Source organism: Streptosporangium sp. NPDC000095 (assembly GCF_042899335.1).
In the GTDB taxonomy this organism is placed as follows: domain Bacteria; phylum Actinomycetota; class Actinomycetes; order Streptosporangiales; family Streptosporangiaceae; genus Streptosporangium.
The window spans coordinates 221,982-238,953 of the sequence record NZ_JBIAZS010000013.1 but is presented as its reverse complement, the minus strand read 5'-3'; the positions used below and the strand labels follow the sequence as shown (position 1 = coordinate 238,953).

Here is a 16,972-nt window from a genome sequence, read left to right as displayed (position 1 = left end):
GGTCAGGTGATCAACGCGGTCGCTGTCGCAAGGCCCGCCCCCCTCGCGGGGCCGAGGAAAACCCGTCGGCGACGCCTGCTCGTCCTCGCCGTATCGTTCGCCGTCCTCACGGCCGCGGTCGTGCTGAGCCTCGCCGTCGGCGCCAAACCGGTGCCTCCCGCCGACGTCTGGCACGCGCTCACCGGCCCCACCGGCACCGAGAACGACATCGTCGTGCGGTCGCTGCGGATCCCCAGGACCGCCATCGGCGTCATGGCCGGGATCGCCCTCGGTGTCGCGGGCGCCCTCATGCAGGGCCACACCCGCAACCCGCTCGCCGATCCCGGGCTGCTCGGCGTCACCCAGGGCGCCGCGTTCGCGATGGTCCTCAGCATCATCGTGCTGGGCGTCACCAGCCCGTACGGCTACATCTGGTTCGGTCTCGCCGGAGCCCTCGTCGCCAGCGCGGCGGTCTTCGCCCTCGGCATGGCCGGCGGCAGAGGCGGCCCCACCCCGGTGACCCTCGCCCTCGCGGGCACCGCGGTCAGCGCGTTCCTGTACGGGCTCACCTCGGCGCTCGTCCTCCTGGACGAGCAGGCCATGGACGTCTTCCGCTTCTGGCAGGCGGGCTCCATAGCGGCCAGGGGGGCCGACGTGGCCTGGCAGGTGCTCCCGTTCGTCGCCGCCGGCCTGCTCCTCGCCCTGTTCAACGCGCCCGGCCTCAACGCCCTCTCCCTGGGCGAGGACGTCGCCCGTGCGCTCGGGCAGAACATCACCCTCACCCGTGCCGTCGGCATCGCCGCCATCACCCTGCTCAGCGGCGCCTCCGTGGCGGCCTGCGGCTCGCTCGCCTTCATCGGCCTGATCGTGCCGCACCTCACCCGGCCGCTCTCCGGCCCCGACCACCGCTGGCTGCTGCCGTACTCGGGCCTGGCGGGCGCCGCCGCCCTGCTCCTCGCCGACGTGATCGGCCGCGTGGTGGCCTTCCCCGGTGAGCTGGAGGTGGGCGTGGTCCTCGCCCTCGCCGGGGCGCCGTTCTTCATCGTCCTGGTACGACGCAGGAAGCCGGTGCGGCTGTGACCGTCTCCACCGCCCCCTCCCTGAGAAGGCGCGCCCTGCGCGTCGGACCCGCCTCCTGGCCGCTCCGACCGCGCTCCGTCGTCGCGGCGCTCGTCCTGCTGGCGATGACGGCGCTGTTCATGGCGCTCAGCATGCGGCTCGGCGACATCCCGATGAGCGTTCTCGACGTCCTTCACGCGATCACCGCCGACGGCCCGGACCATTTCGTGATCATGGAGCTCAGGCTCCCCCGCGCGCTCACCGGCGCCCTCGTCGGCGCCGCGCTCGCCCTCGCCGGGGCGATCACCCAGGCCGTCGCCCGCAACCCGCTGGCCAGCCCCGACATCCTGGGCGTCACCACCGGCGCGAGCGTGACCGTGGTCGCGGTCATCGTGGCGGCGGGAAACACCTGGGGCGGCACCAGCGGCGCCCTCGCCGAGGTGGGCATCCCCCTCGTCGCCCTGCTGGGCGGGCTGGCCGGAGCGCTGGCGGTCTACGCGCTGGCCTGGCGCGACGGCCTGGACGGCTACCGGCTCGTCCTGATCGGCATCGGGGTCTCGGCGATCTGCACCAACCTCAAGTACTGGCTGCTCACCGTCGGCGACGTCAACGACAGCAGCCGGGCCATGGTCTGGATCAGCGGCTCACTGCACGGCCGGGGATGGGAGCACGTGGTGCCGGTCGCGCTCGCGCTCGCCCTCCTCGTCCCGGCGACACTGCTCGGCACCCGCTCGCTCGGCGCGCTGCGCTTCGGTGACGACACCGTGACCGGCCTGGGCGTACGGATGAACCTCGCGAGGGGGGTGATGATCCTCGCGGCCGTGCTGCTCGCGGCGACGGCGACCGCCTCGGCCGGGCCGATCGCGTTCGTCGCCCTCGCCGCCCCGCAGATCGCACTGCGCCTGGCCGGAGTGGCACAGCCCCCGCTCGTCGTCTCCGCCCTGATGGGCGCGGTCCTCACCACCGGCGCCGACCTGGTCGCCAGGACCGCGTTCACCCCCGTCGAACTGCCGGTGGGCGTGGTCACCGCGGTCCTCGGCGCCCCCTACCTGATCTATCTCCTCGTCCGTGTGCGCAGAAAGGCCCGCCAGTGAGACTGCAAGCCGTCGACGTCAGGCTGGGGTACGGGGACCGCGTCGTCGTCGACGGTCTCGACCTCGGGATCGAGGCCGGGACGGTGACCACGATCATCGGGCCGAACGGATGCGGCAAGTCCACGCTGCTGCGCGCCATGGGACGGCTGCTCAGGCCGTCGGGCGGCGAGGTGCTGCTCGACGGCAAGCGCATCGACAAGATGCCCTCCAGGGAGGTCGCGAGGATCCTGGGCGTGCTGCCGCAGGCCCCCTCGGCTCCCGAGGGACTGACCGTCGCCGACCTGGTCGCGAGGGGACGGCACCCGCACCAGACCTGGTACCGCCAGTGGTCCTCCGACGACGAGTCCGCGGTCGGCGAGGCCCTCGCCATGACCGGACTGCTCGATCTGGGCGAGCGGCCGCTGGACGAGCTGTCCGGCGGGCAGCGGCAGCGGGCGTGGATCTCCATGGCCCTCGCCCAGGGCACCGACCTGCTGCTGCTCGACGAGCCGACGACCTTCCTCGACCTGGCCCACCAGATCGAGGTGCTGGAGCTGGTACGCAGGCTCCACGGAGAGCTGGGCCGCACCGTGGTGATGGTCCTGCACGACCTGAACCTCGCCGCCCGCTACGCCGACCGCCTGGTCGCGATGCGGGACGGCAGGGTCGTCGCCGCGGGCCCTCCGGCCGAGGTGCTCACCGAGACCCTGCTGGCGGAGGTCTTCGAGCTGGACGCCAAGGTCATCGAGGACCCGGTGACCGGCACCCCGCTCGTCGTCCCCATCGGCACCCTGCCGCAGCACCCCCCGCGCTGACCCGGTCCTCCGTCCGGGAACGGCTCTGGGAAAACGGCCCGGACGCCACGCGCCGTCCGGGCGACACCGGGGAGTACCCCCGGCCCGTGGCGGCTCGGGGCCTCGCGAGGCTACGGCCCGCGGCAGTGGGACTCACTCTCCGAGGAGCGTGTCCACGAAGACCTCGGGGTCGAACGGGGCCAGGTCGTCGGGTCCCTCACCGAGGCCGACCAGCTTGACCGGGACCCCCAGCTCGCGCTGGACGGAGATGATGATGCCGCCCTTGGCGGTGCCGTCGAGCTTGGTCAGGGCGATGCCGGTGATGTTGACGACCTCGGCGAACACCTGCGCCTGACGCATGCCGTTCTGACCCGTGGTGGCGTCGAGGACGAGCAGGACCTCGTCGACCGTGGCCTTCTTCTCGATGACGCGCTTGACCTTGCCGAGCTCGTCCATCAGACCGGTCTTGGTGTGCAGCCGCCCCGCGGTGTCGACGATCACCACGTCGGCCTTCTCCGCGATGCCCTCGGCGACGGCGTCGAAGGCCACGGAGGCGGGGTCGCCGCCCTCGGGCCCGCGTACGACCGCGGCTCCGACACGGTTCCCCCAGGTCTGCAGCTGGTCGGCGGCGGCGGCGCGGAAGGTGTCGGCGGCGCCCAGCACGACCTTGCCTCCGTCGCCGATGAGGACGCGCGCCAGCTTGCCGGTGGTGGTGGTCTTGCCGGTGCCGTTCACACCGACCACGAGGACCACCGCGGGACGCTCGCCGTGCGGCGTGACGTGCAGCGTGCGGTCCATGTCGACGCCGATCTGGACGAGCAGCTGCTCCCTGAGCAGAGCCCGCGCCTCCTGCGGCGTCCGGCTTCCCAGCACCTTCACCCGGGTGCGCAACTCGTCGACCATCGCCCGGGTCGGCGCCACGCCGACGTCGGCGGTGATCAGGGTCTCCTCGATCTCGTCCCAGGTGTCGTCGTCGAGACGGTCGCGGGAGAGCAGCTCGAGGAGCCCCTTGCCCAGCGTGCTCTGCGACCTGGCCAGCCGGGCGCGGAGCCGTGCCATCCGTCCCGCCGACGGCGGAGGAATCTCGATCACCGGCGCGACGACGGTGACCTCCGGCTCGACCGGCCTGGCGGGCGGCGGCACGGTGGTCGTCGCCGTGTCGTCGTCCACGACCGAGCCCCGGCCGGGGGCCTTCGTCTCCTCGGGGATCGACGGCGCCTCCGGCGGCCGGACCGGCGGCGGCGCGGTCTTACCCCCTGACCTGAACAGCAGGAGCATGCCGCCGGCCGCCAGCAGGGCGATGACGACGATGATCGCGATTATGCCGAGATAGGCTTCCACAAGACCACAGTTTTCCAGACGCCCCGGGATGCTCCGACACCCCGGTGCTCGTGGACGTGGTCGAGGCATCGAAGCTTGAGCGACTCGGGAGGCCGGGAGCCGGGCTTCGCCTGTCGGGGGCGTGCCGGCCTCAGCGGGGCGTCAGGATCGGCCGGACTCCGCGAGCAGATGCACGACACCGGCCGGGTTCTTGATCCAGTGGGTTCTGGAGTCGAGGTTCTCCAGGGGCTCCACCTCGTCACACGGGTGGATGCCGATGCCGGCCAGCTTTCTCGTCGCCGCGTCCAGGTCGTCGGTGTGGAGTTGCAGCCACAGGTCGGGCCGACTGTAGTTGTCGACGCAGTCGAGCCACAGCGTGTTGGCACCGAACCGCACCGAATGGGTTCTCGAGACGGTCGGAGCGTAGGGGACGTCGTCCTCTTTGACGTCGAAGCCCAGAGTGTCGCGGTAGAAAGCCACCGTGACCTCGTACTGCGCCTTGGGGATCTTCATGGCGATGTTCAGGCCGGCTGTGAATTCGGGCTTGCTCATTCTTGCGGGACTCCTTGGTTCGTGGCGGTGGTGTCCAGTGCGCGTTCCAGCGCGACCAGCCGGTCATCCCACCTGTGGGCGAGCCTGGCCAGCCACACCTGGGCCGTGTGAATGGCGGCTGGTTCCAGCCGGTAGGGATGGCGACGGCCGGTCGGTTCGCCGGAGCTGATCAGGCCCGCTTCGGCGAGCTGGCCGAGATGCTTGGCGATCGCCTGGCGGCTGACCGGCAACCGCCGCGCCAGATCGGTGACGGTCGCGGGACCCGCCCGGGCGAGCTCCTCCAGCAGCGCCCGCCGCGTCGGATCGGTGAGTGCCGCGAACACCGCGACGGCCTGCCGTTCCGCGTCAGGCGGCCGCATCGAGGTAGGTCTCCAGGTCGACGAGCTCCGAGTCCCATCCTTGGCTGTTGGCCTTGTGAGCGGATCGGGCCACATCGTCGGCGGCCTGGGTGAACCCGCTCTCCACAAGGCGTAGCCGAGTGCCGTCCGGTACCGGCTCCAGGGTGAAGTCCACGAGTGTCCGAGGTGTGCCGTGCCCCGGCAGGCCCTCGATGGCCCACCTGAAGGCGAAACGGTGCGGTGGGTCGACCACGGCGATCGTGGCGACGGATTCCTGGTCGAGGTCGTCCCAACGGAAGAACGCTCGCCCGCCGGGCCGCAGATCTATCTCCGCCGCCGAGCCGAACCATCGTGAGAGCCCTTCCGCGGTGGTCAGCGCGGCCCACACCCGCTCGACGGGGTGTCGCAGTATCACCACACGTTCGATCTCGTCCGGAACCATACCCCTCCTTCGCAATCTGTAGGTTGCCATTAAATGGCAACCTACAGGTTGCGATCGTTGCCCGCAAGCTACCTCCGCCCTCAAGGGGCGGTTCAACGCCGGGGCCGCGCGGAGCGCGTTCCTACGACAGGCGCTGCCGGCCGATCAGCACGGCGACCCCGTCCAACAGGATTCGCAGGCCGCTCTCGAAGAACCCGGTCAGGTCGAAGGTCGCGGGCGCCACGTGCGCGGGGAGGGCGCCGGAGGGCAGGCCGGCACGGAACCTCGGCAGGTAGGCCGAATACCACTCCCCGGTGGACAGGCCCGTATGCCGCTCCGATTCGGCCTGCGGCTCCAGGTTCGTGGCCGTCCCCCGGACGTAGTTGGACACCGCCCACCACACGAGCCTGCCGGCATCCGGCTCGATCCCCAGTTCGCGCACGACGCCCATCCCCCAGTCCCCGTATCTGAGCATGTTGGGCATGGGCTGCGGGTGGGTGAGCGAGACGAGCCGGGGCAGCCAGGGATGCCGTAGGTAGAGTCGCCACTGCAGGCGGGCCGCGAGTTCCAGTCGCGCTCGCCAGCCCGCCGGAGGTGTCGCCGGAAGCTCCAGCTCGCCGAACGCGGTGTCGACCATGAGAGCGGCCAACTCCTCCTTGCCGCGCACGTACCCGTACAGCGACATGGTGGGGATGCCGAGCGCGGTCGCGACGCTGCGGATGGACACCGCGTCGAACCCCTGGGCATCCGCGATGGCGATCGCCGTACGGACCATCCGCTCCCGCCTGTCGTCGTGGACGGTCGCAGAGGCGGGCCGTCGCCTTTCCTTCCGTTGCGGGGCGCCCGGCACGCGGGAGGGCGGAAACGAGCCGGGCGCGGGCTCCGCCACGACGGTGCCGACGCGGGAGATGGCCACCACCACTCCCTCCTGCCGCAGCGTGTTCAGCGCCTTGGCGGCAGTCGCGGGGGCCACCCCCCACTGCTCGGCAACCTGCCTGGTGGAGGGAACGCGGTCGCCTGCACGCAGCTCGCCGGCCTCGACGCGCCGCTTGATCTCACTGACGATCCGCAGGTACGGCGGCGCAGCGCCGGGCCGGTTCACGATCGATCGTCTCCTCACGCCGGAAGCGGCTGCTGTCCTAGTACAGAAAATGCGGTCATCCCCCGCGAAGAACGCCGTCACCTGCCTGGTGGAGGCGGTGAGGGCGATGAATTGTGTCCTAGTACAGGATCGATCGCCACCCATTGAACCGCTGATGCCCGCCTATACGCAGGGTACCGTCCCGGTCGTACGCCGTACCAACGGGAGGAAAGAACCATGCAGGACGCCACCAAAGACCGGCGCAACCGCTACTTCGAAGGCCACTTCGCCCCTGTCAAGGAGGAGGTCACCGTCTACGACCTGCCCGTGACCGGCCGTCTGCCCGCAGACCTGGAAGGCCGCTACCTCCGGATAGGGCCCAACCCGCTGGGCGTGGAAGATCCCGCCACCCACTTCTACGCCTTCGGCGCCGGCATGGTGCACGGCGTCCGCATCCGGGACGGCCGCGCCGAGTGGTACCGCAACCGCTGGGTCCGCTCGGCGGAGATCGCCGACGCCCTGGACAGGCTGCAGCGCGGGGAGGAGCCTCCCGCGTTCCTGCCTCCGTCCCCGAACGTCCACGTGATCGGCCACGCCGGCCGCACACTCGCCCTCGTCGAGGCCGGCGGGCTCCCTCACGAGCTCGGCTACGAGCTGGACACGATCGGGGCGTGCCCGATGGCCGCCACGCCCGAGGGCTCCAGCGCCAACGCGCACTCCAAGGTGGATCCGCGCACCGGTGACCTGCACTCCCTGGCCTATGCGATCGGACGGCCGTTCGCGCAGTACATCGTCACCGACCCCGCCGGCACGGTCACCCGTGTGACGGACATTCCACTGTCCGGTGAGACCCCGTTCCTGCACGACTTCGCGCTGTCGGAGAACTACGTCATCGTGTTCGACATCCCGCTGACGTTCAGCATGACAGCGATGCTGTTCCGATGGGATCCCGAGCACCAGGCGCGCGTCGGCGTGCTCCCCAGGACGGGCGGTGACATCCGCTGGCTGCCGGTCGAGTCCTTCTATGTCAGCCACATACTCAACGCCTACGACGACGGCTCCACGATCACGGTCGACCTGATCAGATCCGAAGGGCCGGTCGACGTCGCCGATCCGGGCGCGATCTCGCCCACGCTCGACCGCTGGACCATCGATCCGGCAAGCGGCAGGGTGGACCAGCGCCGCATCGACGACCGGGCTCAGGACTTCCCCCGTGTGAACGACGCGTTCGCCTCGCGCCCGCACCGCTACGGCTACTCCGCGGTGAGCCCGATCTACGGCGTGCCGTTCACACCTGACGGCCCGCACCCCGACGAGGCGTTCACCAACGCACTCGTCAAGCACGACCTGCGGCGTGGCACGACGGAGGTGCACGGTTTCGCACGCGACGCCGCCGTCGGGGAAGCGGCGTTCGTCGCCAACCCGTCCGGTCGCGGCGAGGAGGACGACGGCTACCTGATGGCCTATGTCGCCGATCCCGAGCGAGGCGCCTCCGACCTGGTGATCCTGTCGGCCCAGGACTTCACGGGACCGCCCGTGGCCCGCATCCACCTGCCCGTGCGCGTCCCGCTCGGCTTCCACGGAAACTGGATCCCCGACGCCTGAAACCGAGCGGCGAACGCCTCGGTGAGTTCGCGCTGAGCCGGAGTACGCGAACCATGCTGGCAAGCCCAAGCCGGCCCGCCGGGGAGCGTCGTGGGCCGCCCGCCGCCGAACGGCACGACTGGATCCGCCAACCGTCGATAACGCTACAAATCCATACGATCACACTGCGGCATCACGGGCACAGGCTCGCGAACCGCACTCTCAGACGGACTCGTGTTCCCTCAGGCGCTGGCTGATGACCTGGGTGACGCCGTCCCCGCGCATCGACACCCCGTACAGCGCGTCGGCGATCTCCATGGTGCGCTTCTGGTGGGTGATGATGATGATCTGCGAGGTCTGCCTGAGCTCCTCGAAGAGGGTGAGCAGGCGCTGGGTGTTGGTGTCGTCCAGCGCGGCCTCGACCTCGTCCATCACGTAGAACGGCGAGGGACGCGCCTTGAAGATGGACACGAGGAACGCCACCGCCGTCAGCGACCGCTCGCCGCCCGACAGCAGCGACAGCCGCTTCACCTTCTTGCCCGGCGGCCTCGCCTCGACCTCGACGCCGGTGGTGAGCATGTTCTCCGGATCGGTGAGCAGCAGCCTGCCCTCACCGCCGGGGAACACCCGCGTGAAGATCGTCTCGAACTCACGGGCCACGTCCGCGAAGGCGGCGCCGAAGACCTGCTCGACCCGGTCGTCGACCTCCTTGACCACGAGCAACAGGTCGCGGCGGGTCTTCTTGAGATCCTCCAGCTGCGAGGTGAGGAACGAGTGCCGCTCCTCGAGCGCCGCGAACTCCTCAAGCGCGAGCGGGTTGACCTTGCCGAGCTGGGACATCTGGCGGTCGGCCGCCCTGGCTCGCTTGAGCTGCTCGTCGCGGTCGTAGGGAACGGGGTCGCCGTCGGCCGTCGGAACCGGCTCGCCGGGGCCGTACTCGGCGATGAGGGTGTCGGCCTCGACGCCGTACTCCTCCACCGCCCGCCCCTCCAGCTGCTCCAGGCGGAGCCGCTGCTCGGTGCGGGCCACCTCGCTGCCGTGCGCCCGGTTGACCAGTTTGTCCAGCTCGCCGGAAAGCTCCCTGACCCGGATCCGCACAGCCTTGAGCGAGGCGTCGATCTGCCCGCGCGCGAGCTCCGCCTCGTCGCGCTCGCCCGCGGCGGCCTCCAGCGAGGTCTCCAGCGCACGCAGCGCCAGCTCGGCGCCCCGGACGACCGCCTGGGCCGTCCCTGCCTGCCTGCGCCGCCACTCGCGGCGCTCGGCCGCCCTGGAGCGCTCCTCGCGCTCACGCTCGGCGGCGCGCGTCAGCTCCTCGGCCCTGCCCTCGATGCCCCTGACCCGCTCCTCCGCCGTCCGCACCGCGAGGCGGACCTCCATCTCGTCCTGCCTCGCCGTCGCGCAGATCTCGGCGAGCTCGTCGCGGAGGTCGGTGCTGGGCTCGGTCTCCAGCTCCTCGGCACCGTCGGCCGCGGCGAGCCGCTCCTCCAGCTCCGCGAGACCCGCCGCGTCGCGGTCGCGCGCCTCCTCGGCGGCCCGTACGCCCCCGGCCAGGCGTTCGCACTCGTCGCGGGCCGCCTTGGCGGCGGCGCCCAGCTGGGCGAGCCGCCTCGCCACCGCGGCGACCTTCTGGTCCGCCTCGCGCTGCCTCGCCCTCACCCGGTCCAGCGCGGCCTGCGCCGCGTTCACCCCCGCCTGCGCGTTCTGCACGCCCGTCTGCGCTTCGGCAACCCGCGCCTGTGCGGCCTCGACCGCGAGCTGCGCCTCCGCCTCGGCCTCCGCGGTCTCCTCCAGCTCCGTTCCCGCCAGCTCGGCGGCGACCCTGGCCCGGGCGAGGTCCGCGGCGGCCTCGTCGAGGGCGGCCCGCATCTGGAGCGCGGAGGTACCGCCCCCGGAGCCGCCGCGGGCGATGTGGGATCCCAGGAGATCACCGGCGCGGGTGACGGCCCGCAGCTCGGGACCCTGCTCGACCGCCTTGCTCGCGGTCGCGAGGTCGTCCACGACCAGAACGCCCGCGAGCAGGTGGGCGGCGGCGGCCCGCAGCTCGGAGGAGACCGTGACCAGGTCGATCGCCCACTCGGCTCCGGTCACCGGCACCGGCCCCGGCGAGCCCGACGGGGCCTCCCCCACCCCGCCGGAGGCGATGACGAGGGTGGCGTGGCCTCCTTCGTGGCCCCTGAGGAACTCGATGGCGTCGGCGGCGCTGCGCAGTGAGTCGACGGCGACGGCCTCGGCCGCGGCCCCGAGCACCGCGGCGACGGCCACCTCCGCGCCCGGGCGCACGGACAGCATGGTCGCCACCGGGCCGAGCACCCCGGCCAGGTCGGCGGCGAGCAACGCGGCACCACCGTCGGCACCACCGGCCAGGCCCATCTCCAGCGCCTCGAACCTCGCCCCGAGGGCCGCCACCTCGCGCTGTGCCCGCTGGTCGGCCTCGCGTGCGGCGGTGAGGGCGGCCCTGGCGGCGCCGAGCGCGGAGTTGGGGCCCGCGACGGCCGCCTTCGCCTCCTCGACGCCGGCCCTGGCCGACTCGACGGACTCCCTCGCCTGCTCGACCGTCTCCAGGGCGATCTCCAGCTCCTCGGCGAGAGCGGGGTCGGCGGACGGCTCGGCGCGCTCCTGGCCCTCGTGTTCGGCCTGGGCCTCCTCGGCGCGCTGCTCGGCCTCCCGCAGCGAGTTTCTCAGCCTGCCGATCTCCTCCTCCGCGGCCCCCGCCCGGCTGCGCGCGGCCCCGACCTGCCCCCGCAGCCTGGCCAGGCCCTCGCGCCGGTCGGCGGCGGCCCTCGCCTCGGCGGCGAGTCTCCGCTCCTCGGCGGCGAGCGCGGCCTCGGTCTCGGCGCGCCTGGCCACCGCCTCGGCGAGCGACTCCCGCTCTCCTTCGAGCAACTCGGCCAGGACCCGCTCCTGTTCGCGGACCTCCTCGGCCTCGCGCTCGAAGTCCTCGGGGTCGCGCCCGCGCCGCTCCACGGCGGTCTCGGTGGCGTGCCGGTGCCTCTCGGCGGCGAGCCCCGCCAGGCCCCTGAGGCGCTCGCGCAGGGAGGAGAGCCGGAAGAACGTCTCCTGGGCCGCGGCGAGGCGCGGCTGAGCCTCGGCCTCGGCGGACTCCAGCTCCGACTCGGCGACCTGGCCCTGCTCCAGCTCGGTCTCCACCTCGGCGCGGCGGGTGCGGACGGCCTCCTCGTCGGCCATCTCCCGTTCCAGGGTGGTCCGCAGGGTGAGTACGTCGTCGGCGAGCAGCCGGAGCCTGGCGTCACGCAGGTCGGCCTGGATGACGGCGGCCTTACGGGCGATCTCGGCCTGGCGGCCCAGCGGTTTGAGCTGGCGGCGCAGCTCGGTGGTGAGGTCCTGGACGCGGGTCATGTTGGCCTGCATCGCGTCGAGCTTCCGCAGCGCCTTCTCCTTGCGCTTGCGGTGCTTCAGGACACCCGCGGCCTCCTCGATGAACGCCCTGCGCTCCTCGGGCCCCGCGTGCAACACCTGGTCGAGCTGGCCCTGCCCGACGATGACGTGCATCTCGCGGCCGATGCCGGAGTCCGACAGCAACTCCTGGATGTCGAGCAGGCGACAGGTGTCACCGTTGATCGCGTACTCGCTCTGGCCCGCCCGGAACATCAGGCGGCTGATCGTCACCTCGGTGTAGTCGATCGGGAGCATGCCGTCGGTGTTGTCGATGGTCAGCGTGACCTCGGCGCGTCCCAGCGGCGCTCGCGAGGAGGTGCCGGCGAAGATGACGTCCTCCATCTTGCCGCCGCGCAGCGACTTGGCGCTGTGCTCGCCCATGACCCAGGCCAGGGCGTCGACCACGTTGGACTTGCCGGATCCGTTGGGCCCCACGACGGCGGTGATGCCCGGCTCGAACCGGAGCGTGGTGGCCGAGGCGAAGGACTTGAACCCGCGCAGGGTGAGGGTCTTGAGATACAACGAACCCCCCATTCATGGCGCGGCCGCGCCGACCGGCGTGTCACGCGCCGCGTCCCGGGCGCCGGTGAACGCGTCCGCCCCTGTCAGAGCACTGCCGGCCGACTGTCGGCCCACTGCCGCGGTCACGCGGGAAGACTACCGTTCTTCACCCGCGCCCGCCCGCGCACCGCCTATCGTGCCCTGCATGGACGCGGAACGCGGCGGGGACGAGGCTCCATCCCACCCATCGGGCGACAGGGGACATCTCGGGCGACGTGCCTTCCTGGTGGGCGGCGGGCTGGCCGCCCTCGGCCTCGGTGGCGCCGCCCTGGCGGCCGGCCCCGACGGCATCCGGGGCGCGTACGCCCAGATCGTCTGCGGCGCGGTTCCCGAGCCCCCGGTGACCTCTCCTGGAACGCTCCAACGCAGCCGGGTCGACCGGCGACGGGTGATCATAGGGCTGCCGCCGGGGGCCGAGGACGGGCTCCCCGCGGTGATCATGCTGCACGGGGCCGCGGGTGACGCGCGCACGCCGTTCGACGTGTACGCGATCGACCGTTACCTGGCCGCGGGAGGCGGGCGCTTCGCGGTGGTCTCCATCGACGACTGGCCCTCCGCCGACATTCCCGGCACGCTGCTGCCGTACCTGAACACGAACGGGATGGACACCACGAAGATCGGGTTGATGGGGTGGTCGTCGGGCGGCGCCGGGGCGCTGAGGCTCGCCGCGGAGCTCGGTCCCGAGCAGGTGGCCGCGGTGGTCGCGGCGTCGCCGACGGTGAGCGCGGCGCAGGCGCCACTGCGTGAGCTCGTGGACATCCCGGTCTGGCTGGGCTGCGGTGAGCGCGACGCGTGGGCCCGGCAGACCCAGACCATGCTGAAGGGACTGAAGGCACTGGGCGCCACCGCCGAAGGCGGCATCACAGAAGGGTGCCAGGACACGGCCTACCGCCGCAGGGTGTTACCCGAGCAGCTTGCCTTCCTGGCACGACATATACAGCGCACGTAACGGATGTGACGTGCGTATCGCTATGACAAGGGACGCCCCAACGAGGCGTCCCTGTACAGTGTTGTTCCGCCCCGGCCCCCGTTAGGTGAGGGCCGGCTCGCGATCCTGCAGACGGTTGAACTCCTCATCGCGGGTGTTGGCCGCGAGTTCGTCGTTCTGGGCCTGGAGCCGGGTGAGCTCTCCCTCGAGATCACGGATGCGCTGCTGGAGGCGACGCATTTCCGAGACCATACGAGGGTCGGGACCGCCGACGTGGCCGAGTAGAGCCTTCGCCATAGTAAAGGGTCCTCCACGCTGAGTGACCAGACTGGTTCGCGCACTTCTTTGCCGCGGGAGGGGTGCGCGTGGTTCTTTATCAAGAGTCGCACCGGTGAGGGAGACGGTCAAGCTGAACGCTCCAGGTGGATGCACCAGTAGGCACTCTCGACAGTCAACTATACCTCATTTTGGGCGGTTTGGGGAAGCGGTCAGCGCTCGACAAAACCTTCGACACCGCCCTTGGTCTCACTCCAGCGTTCGACGACTCCGGCGACCTGGCCGGGAGTCTCACCGCCCCTGAGGAGTTCGAGCAGCCTGGCACACGATTTCTCCGGGCCCTGCGCGACCACCTCGACCCGGCCGTCCTCGGTGTTGCGCGCCCAGCCGACCAGGCCGAGCTCAAGCGCCCGCGCACGCGTCCACCAGCGAAAACCCACCCCCTGCACCCGGCCCCTCACCCAGGCGGTGAGCCGTACCTCCGTCATGCCGCGACCTTCCTGGGCCTGGGCTGGCAGCGGGGGCAACTGTAGGAGGAACGGTTCATGAACGATTCGCGGACGATCGGGGAACCGCACCGGGAGCAGGGTTCGTCGCGCCGACCGTAAACCGCGAGGGAACGGTCGAAATAACCGCTCTCCCCGTTGACATTCACGTAAAGACTGTCGAAGGATGTGCCGCCCTCCGACAGGGCCGCGGCCATCACCCCCCGGGCGGCGGCCAGCAACTCGGCCACCTTCGGTCCGGTCAGCGTCGCGGTGGGACGGGCGCCGTGCAGCCTGGCCCGCCACAGAGCCTCGTCGGCGTAGATGTTGCCGACACCGCTGATCAGCGACTGGTCCAGGAGCGCCCGCTTGACCTCGGTCTGCCTGGCGCGCAGCCGGTGGGCGAACCCGTCGTCGTCGAAGTGCCTCTCGAACGGGTCGGCCGCGATGTGCGCGATCGGCTCGGGCACCGCCCGGCCGCCGGCCTGGGTCATACCGGTCACCAGCACGTGGCCGAAGGTCCGCTGGTCGACGAAGCGCAGCTCGGGACCGCCGTCGGCGAAGCCGATCCTGACGCGCAGATGCTTCTCCGGCGCCGAGTCCGGCTCCACGACGAGCAGCTGACCGCTCATCCCGAGGTGGGCGAGGATCGCGTCCGAGCCGCCCAGGGGCAGCCACAGGTATTTGCCCCTGCGCTCGGCGGGGCCGATCGTGCGGCCCTCCATCCGGGCGGAGAACTCCGCGGCGCCGGGGACGTGCCGCCTGATCGCCCTCGGGTGGAGCACCTCGGCACGGGCGACGACCCGGCCGGAGACCCACCGCTCCAGGCCGCGGCGTACCACCTCGACCTCGGGCAGCTCGGGCATGCGTCCCTCCTCTCGCGACGGATCAGCCGACGGATCAGCTGGCCTCGCGCCGCTCGCGGTCCTCGCGGATGCGGTTCCAGGCGGCTTCCGCGGCCTGCTGCTCGGCTTCCTTCTTCGAGCGCCCCGCCCCCGAGCCGTACCCCTCGCCACCGACGCGGACGACCGCGGTGAAGGACTTGGCGTGGTCGGGACCGCTCTCCTCGACATGGTATTCGGGCACGCCGAGCGACTCGGACGCGGTGAGCTCCTGCAGGGAGGTCTTCCAGTCGAGCCCGGCGCCGAGCGAGGCGGAGCGGGTGATGAGGGGGTCGAAGAGCAGGTGGACGACGCGGAACGCCTCGTCCAGGCCCCTGTTCACGTAGACCGCGCCGATGAGCGCCTCAAGGGTGTCGGCAAGGATCGAGGACTTGTCGCGCCCTCCGGTGCCCTCCTCGCCCCGGCCGAGCCGCAGGAAGCGGCCCAGGCCCAGGGTGCGGGCCACGTCGGCGAGGGCGCGCATGTTGACCACCGCGGCCCTGAGCTTGGCGAGCTGCCCCTCGGGCAGGTCGGGGTGGTTGCGGTAAAGGGTGTCGGTGACGACGAGGCCCAGCACCGAGTCTCCGAGGAACTCCAGGCGCTCGTTGGTCGGCAGGCCGCCGTTCTCGTACGCGTAGGAGCGGTGCGTCAGCGCCCGCTCCAGGATCGCGACGTCGAGGCGCACCAGAAGGAGGCGCTCCAGCTCTTCCTTGACGAACTCCACGGCGACAGGCTTGACGCTTGTACCCACGACTTCTCCTCGCACGTTCTCTCAGCGAATGCGCGATGGCGAAGGTAGGGAAAGGAAGATGCCCGAAGATGTGGTGGGCGCCGGGAGGGCACGCGTTCTACCGCGAACCCCGGCGTCCACCACAGCCGCGGGCGGACCGCCATCGCAGAGGGCGCAGACGTTGACACCGACCGGGACCCGTGGCGGGCCCGGTCGGCATCCGTCGGTCAGAATGCGATCAGGCGGAGGGCTCGATCACCTGACGGCGGTTGTAAGTGCCGCAGGTCGGACACGCCACGTGCGGACGCTTCGGCGAGCGGCACTGGGGGCAGCTCACGAGCGAAACCGCGGCGGCCTTCCACTGCGACCTGCGGGAGCGAGTGTTGCTCCGCGACATCTTGCGCTTGGGGACAGCCACGTCAGCTCTCCTGATCGTTGTTATGTTCCGGAACCAGACCTTGCAGCTTCGCCCAGCGGGCGTCGATCACCTCGTGGCCGTGGTCAGGCTCGGCATCGGCCAGCCTGACACCGCACTCCACGCAGAGCCCGGCGCAGTCTTCACCGCAGACCGGGCTCAACGGCAGTGTGAGCACCACCGCGTCGCGAAACACGGGTTCGAGGTCGAGAAGCTCACCGTCGAGAAGCGAGTCACTCTCGGCAGCATCCTCTGCCGAGTAGAAGAACAGCTCCTGGAAGTCCACCTCGCTGCGCGAGATGACCGGTTCCAGGCAGCGTGCGCACTCCCCCCGCAGCGGGGCTTGCGCAGTGCCCGTGACGAGCACACCCTCCATGACCGCCTCAAGCCGGATGTCCAGCTCGACGTCGGCGTCCTTGGGGACGCCGATCATGTCGACGCCGATGTCCGCCGGTGCCGGGAGCGCGAGATTCATCCGGCGCATCGACCCCGGTCGTCGCCCAAGATCATGGGTGGAGATCACCCATGGGGCGCGGGGGTCAAGGTGCTGAGTCATTTCGCTCTCGTTAGGCATGGCGCATCATCGCCGTCGTGCAAGGCCGAAACAAGAGAATAGCAGGGCCTAGCCCCTGAGCCGTTCGACCAGGAGTTCCTGTACAAGATCGGGAACCAGCCCGGCCACGTCCCCACCGTACTTGACGATCTCCTTGATGCGGCTGGACGACAGGAATGAGACCTCGGGCCCGGTGGCCATGAACAGGGTCTCCACCCCGGACATCCGGTAGTTGAGCTGCGCCATCTGGAGCTCGTAGTCGAAGTCGCTCACCGCGCGCAGGCCCTTCACGATGGCGGGGATCTCCTGCTGCCTGCAGTAGTCGACCAGGAGTCCGTGGAATTTGTCCACGCGGACGTTCCCGTACTCCTTGGTGACCGTCTGGAGGGTCTGGATGCGTTCCTCCACCGTGAAGAGGCTCTTCTTCTCGATGTTGATCAGTACGGCTACGACGACCTCGTCGTACTGCCGGGAAGCCCGGCCGATGATGTCCAGATGACCGTTCGTGACGGGATCGAAGGATCCCGGACAGACAACGCGACGCAA

At 70.9% G+C, this 16,972-nt stretch carries 18 protein-coding genes; 5 read left to right on the top strand and 13 right to left on the bottom strand.

The window, feature by feature from the left end:
- Positions 1-6: 6 nt before the first annotated feature.
- From ACFY3V_RS27485 to ACFY3V_RS27475, 3 genes are read left to right on the top strand one after another with little or no spacing between them, the layout of a single operon-like run.
- Complete coding sequence (locus ACFY3V_RS27485) at positions 7-1,059, top strand: FecCD family ABC transporter permease (RefSeq protein ID WP_389777473.1); 1,053 nt, start codon at positions 7-9, stop codon at positions 1,057-1,059.
- Positions 1,056-2,132, top strand: coding sequence for a FecCD family ABC transporter permease (locus ACFY3V_RS27480; RefSeq protein WP_389777470.1), 1,077 nt, complete (start codon positions 1,056-1,058; stop codon positions 2,130-2,132). Before ACFY3V_RS27485 ends, ACFY3V_RS27480 begins: the two co-directional genes overlap by 4 nt.
- Positions 2,129-2,926 carry an ABC transporter ATP-binding protein gene (locus ACFY3V_RS27475; protein ID WP_350949337.1) on the top strand — a complete coding sequence of 266 codons (798 nt, stop codon included), beginning with the start codon at positions 2,129-2,131 and terminating at the stop codon, positions 2,924-2,926. Before ACFY3V_RS27480 ends, ACFY3V_RS27475 begins: the two co-directional genes overlap by 4 nt.
- Before the next feature lie 132 nt (positions 2,927-3,058).
- Here the strand turns inward: ACFY3V_RS27475 and ftsY are convergent, their stop codons facing one another.
- The 5 genes from ftsY to ACFY3V_RS27450 all read right to left on the bottom strand — a co-directional run bounded on the left by ftsY (position 3,059) and on the right by ACFY3V_RS27450 (position 6,638).
- The gene (gene ftsY / locus ACFY3V_RS27470; RefSeq protein WP_362899522.1) at positions 3,059-4,246 is read right to left on the bottom strand and encodes a signal recognition particle-docking protein FtsY; all 1,188 of its coding nucleotides are present in this window, start codon (positions 4,244-4,246) and stop codon (positions 3,059-3,061) included.
- Between the two features lie 141 nt (positions 4,247-4,387).
- Positions 4,388-4,777 (bottom strand): VOC family protein, encoded by a 390-nt coding sequence (locus tag ACFY3V_RS27465; protein WP_362899520.1) that lies wholly within the window; start codon positions 4,775-4,777, stop codon positions 4,388-4,390.
- Positions 4,774-5,136: an ArsR/SmtB family transcription factor gene (locus ACFY3V_RS27460; protein WP_389777464.1), complete on the bottom strand. Its 363-nt coding sequence runs from the start codon at positions 5,134-5,136 to the stop codon at positions 4,774-4,776. The genes ACFY3V_RS27465 and ACFY3V_RS27460 overlap by 4 nt, the downstream gene beginning before the upstream one ends.
- A complete protein-coding gene (locus ACFY3V_RS27455) occupies positions 5,123-5,557 on the bottom strand; it encodes an SRPBCC domain-containing protein (RefSeq protein ID WP_389777461.1) in 435 nt (144 codons plus the stop codon). Before ACFY3V_RS27455 ends, ACFY3V_RS27460 begins: the two co-directional genes overlap by 14 nt.
- A gap of 121 nt (positions 5,558-5,678) precedes the next feature.
- Complete coding sequence (locus tag ACFY3V_RS27450) at positions 5,679-6,638, bottom strand: GntR family transcriptional regulator (protein WP_350949342.1); 960 nt, start codon at positions 6,636-6,638, stop codon at positions 5,679-5,681.
- A 216-nt stretch (positions 6,639-6,854) separates the two neighbouring features.
- Between ACFY3V_RS27450 and ACFY3V_RS27445 the strand changes: the two genes are divergently transcribed.
- Positions 6,855-8,222, top strand: coding sequence for a carotenoid oxygenase family protein (locus tag ACFY3V_RS27445; protein ID WP_389777456.1), 1,368 nt, complete (start codon positions 6,855-6,857; stop codon positions 8,220-8,222).
- Between the two features lie 201 nt (positions 8,223-8,423).
- On the opposite strand, the gene smc is transcribed toward ACFY3V_RS27445, so the two are convergent.
- A complete protein-coding gene (gene smc / locus ACFY3V_RS27440) occupies positions 8,424-12,119 on the bottom strand; it encodes a chromosome segregation protein SMC (protein ID WP_389777453.1) in 3,696 nt (1,231 codons plus the stop codon).
- A gap of 184 nt (positions 12,120-12,303) precedes the next feature.
- Here smc and ACFY3V_RS27435 point away from each other — a divergent pair, with 184 nt between their 5' ends.
- The gene (locus ACFY3V_RS27435) at positions 12,304-13,107 is read left to right on the top strand and encodes an alpha/beta hydrolase-fold protein (RefSeq protein WP_389777449.1); all 804 of its coding nucleotides are present in this window, start codon (positions 12,304-12,306) and stop codon (positions 13,105-13,107) included.
- Positions 13,108-13,188: 81 nt separating this feature from the next.
- Here the strand turns inward: ACFY3V_RS27435 and ACFY3V_RS27430 are convergent, their stop codons facing one another.
- From ACFY3V_RS27430 to coaD, 7 genes are all read right to left on the bottom strand, one after another.
- On the bottom strand, positions 13,189-13,383 hold the full coding sequence (locus tag ACFY3V_RS27430; RefSeq protein WP_089213397.1) for a hypothetical protein: 195 nt from the start codon (positions 13,381-13,383) through the stop codon (positions 13,189-13,191).
- Between the two features lie 191 nt (positions 13,384-13,574).
- Complete coding sequence (locus ACFY3V_RS27425; protein WP_350949346.1) at positions 13,575-13,850, bottom strand: acylphosphatase; 276 nt, start codon at positions 13,848-13,850, stop codon at positions 13,575-13,577.
- A complete protein-coding gene (gene mutM, locus ACFY3V_RS27420) occupies positions 13,847-14,713 on the bottom strand; it encodes a bifunctional DNA-formamidopyrimidine glycosylase/DNA-(apurinic or apyrimidinic site) lyase (RefSeq protein WP_350949347.1) in 867 nt (288 codons plus the stop codon). The genes ACFY3V_RS27425 and mutM overlap by 4 nt, the downstream gene beginning before the upstream one ends.
- Before the next feature lie 34 nt (positions 14,714-14,747).
- Positions 14,748-15,452: a ribonuclease III gene (gene rnc, locus ACFY3V_RS27415; RefSeq protein ID WP_362899670.1), complete on the bottom strand. Its 705-nt coding sequence runs from the start codon at positions 15,450-15,452 to the stop codon at positions 14,748-14,750.
- 244 nt (positions 15,453-15,696) lie between these two features.
- Complete coding sequence (rpmF, locus tag ACFY3V_RS27410; RefSeq protein WP_012894381.1) at positions 15,697-15,876, bottom strand: 50S ribosomal protein L32; 180 nt, start codon at positions 15,874-15,876, stop codon at positions 15,697-15,699.
- A 1-nt stretch (position 15,877) separates the two neighbouring features.
- A complete protein-coding gene (locus ACFY3V_RS27405) occupies positions 15,878-16,429 on the bottom strand; it encodes a YceD family protein (protein ID WP_362899504.1) in 552 nt (183 codons plus the stop codon).
- A gap of 66 nt (positions 16,430-16,495) precedes the next feature.
- The gene (gene coaD, locus ACFY3V_RS27400) at positions 16,496-16,972 is read right to left on the bottom strand and encodes a pantetheine-phosphate adenylyltransferase (protein WP_350949349.1); all 477 of its coding nucleotides are present in this window, start codon (positions 16,970-16,972) and stop codon (positions 16,496-16,498) included.

Bases quoted from the DNA above. Each gene is read 5' to 3' on its own strand.
- ACFY3V_RS27405 (WP_362899504.1), bottom strand. From the start codon at position 16,429: ATGACTCAGCACCTTGACCCCCGCGCCCCATGGGTGATCTCCACCCAT.
- ACFY3V_RS27425 (WP_350949346.1), bottom strand. From the start codon at position 13,850: ATGACGGAGGTACGGCTCACCGCCTGGGTGAGGGGCCGGGTGCAGGGG.
- ACFY3V_RS27445 (WP_389777456.1), top strand. From the start codon at position 6,855: ATGCAGGACGCCACCAAAGACCGGCGCAACCGCTACTTCGAAGGCCAC.
- ACFY3V_RS27460 (WP_389777464.1), bottom strand. From the start codon at position 5,136: ATGCGGCCGCCTGACGCGGAACGGCAGGCCGTCGCGGTGTTCGCGGCA.
- ACFY3V_RS27430 (WP_089213397.1), bottom strand. From the start codon at position 13,383: ATGGCGAAGGCTCTACTCGGCCACGTCGGCGGTCCCGACCCTCGTATG.
- ACFY3V_RS27455 (WP_389777461.1), bottom strand. From the start codon at position 5,557: ATGGTTCCGGACGAGATCGAACGTGTGGTGATACTGCGACACCCCGTC.
- mutM (WP_350949347.1), bottom strand. From the start codon at position 14,713: ATGCCCGAGCTGCCCGAGGTCGAGGTGGTACGCCGCGGCCTGGAGCGG.
- ACFY3V_RS27435 (WP_389777449.1), top strand. From the start codon at position 12,304: ATGGACGCGGAACGCGGCGGGGACGAGGCTCCATCCCACCCATCGGGC.
- ACFY3V_RS27465 (WP_362899520.1), bottom strand. From the start codon at position 4,777: ATGAGCAAGCCCGAATTCACAGCCGGCCTGAACATCGCCATGAAGATC.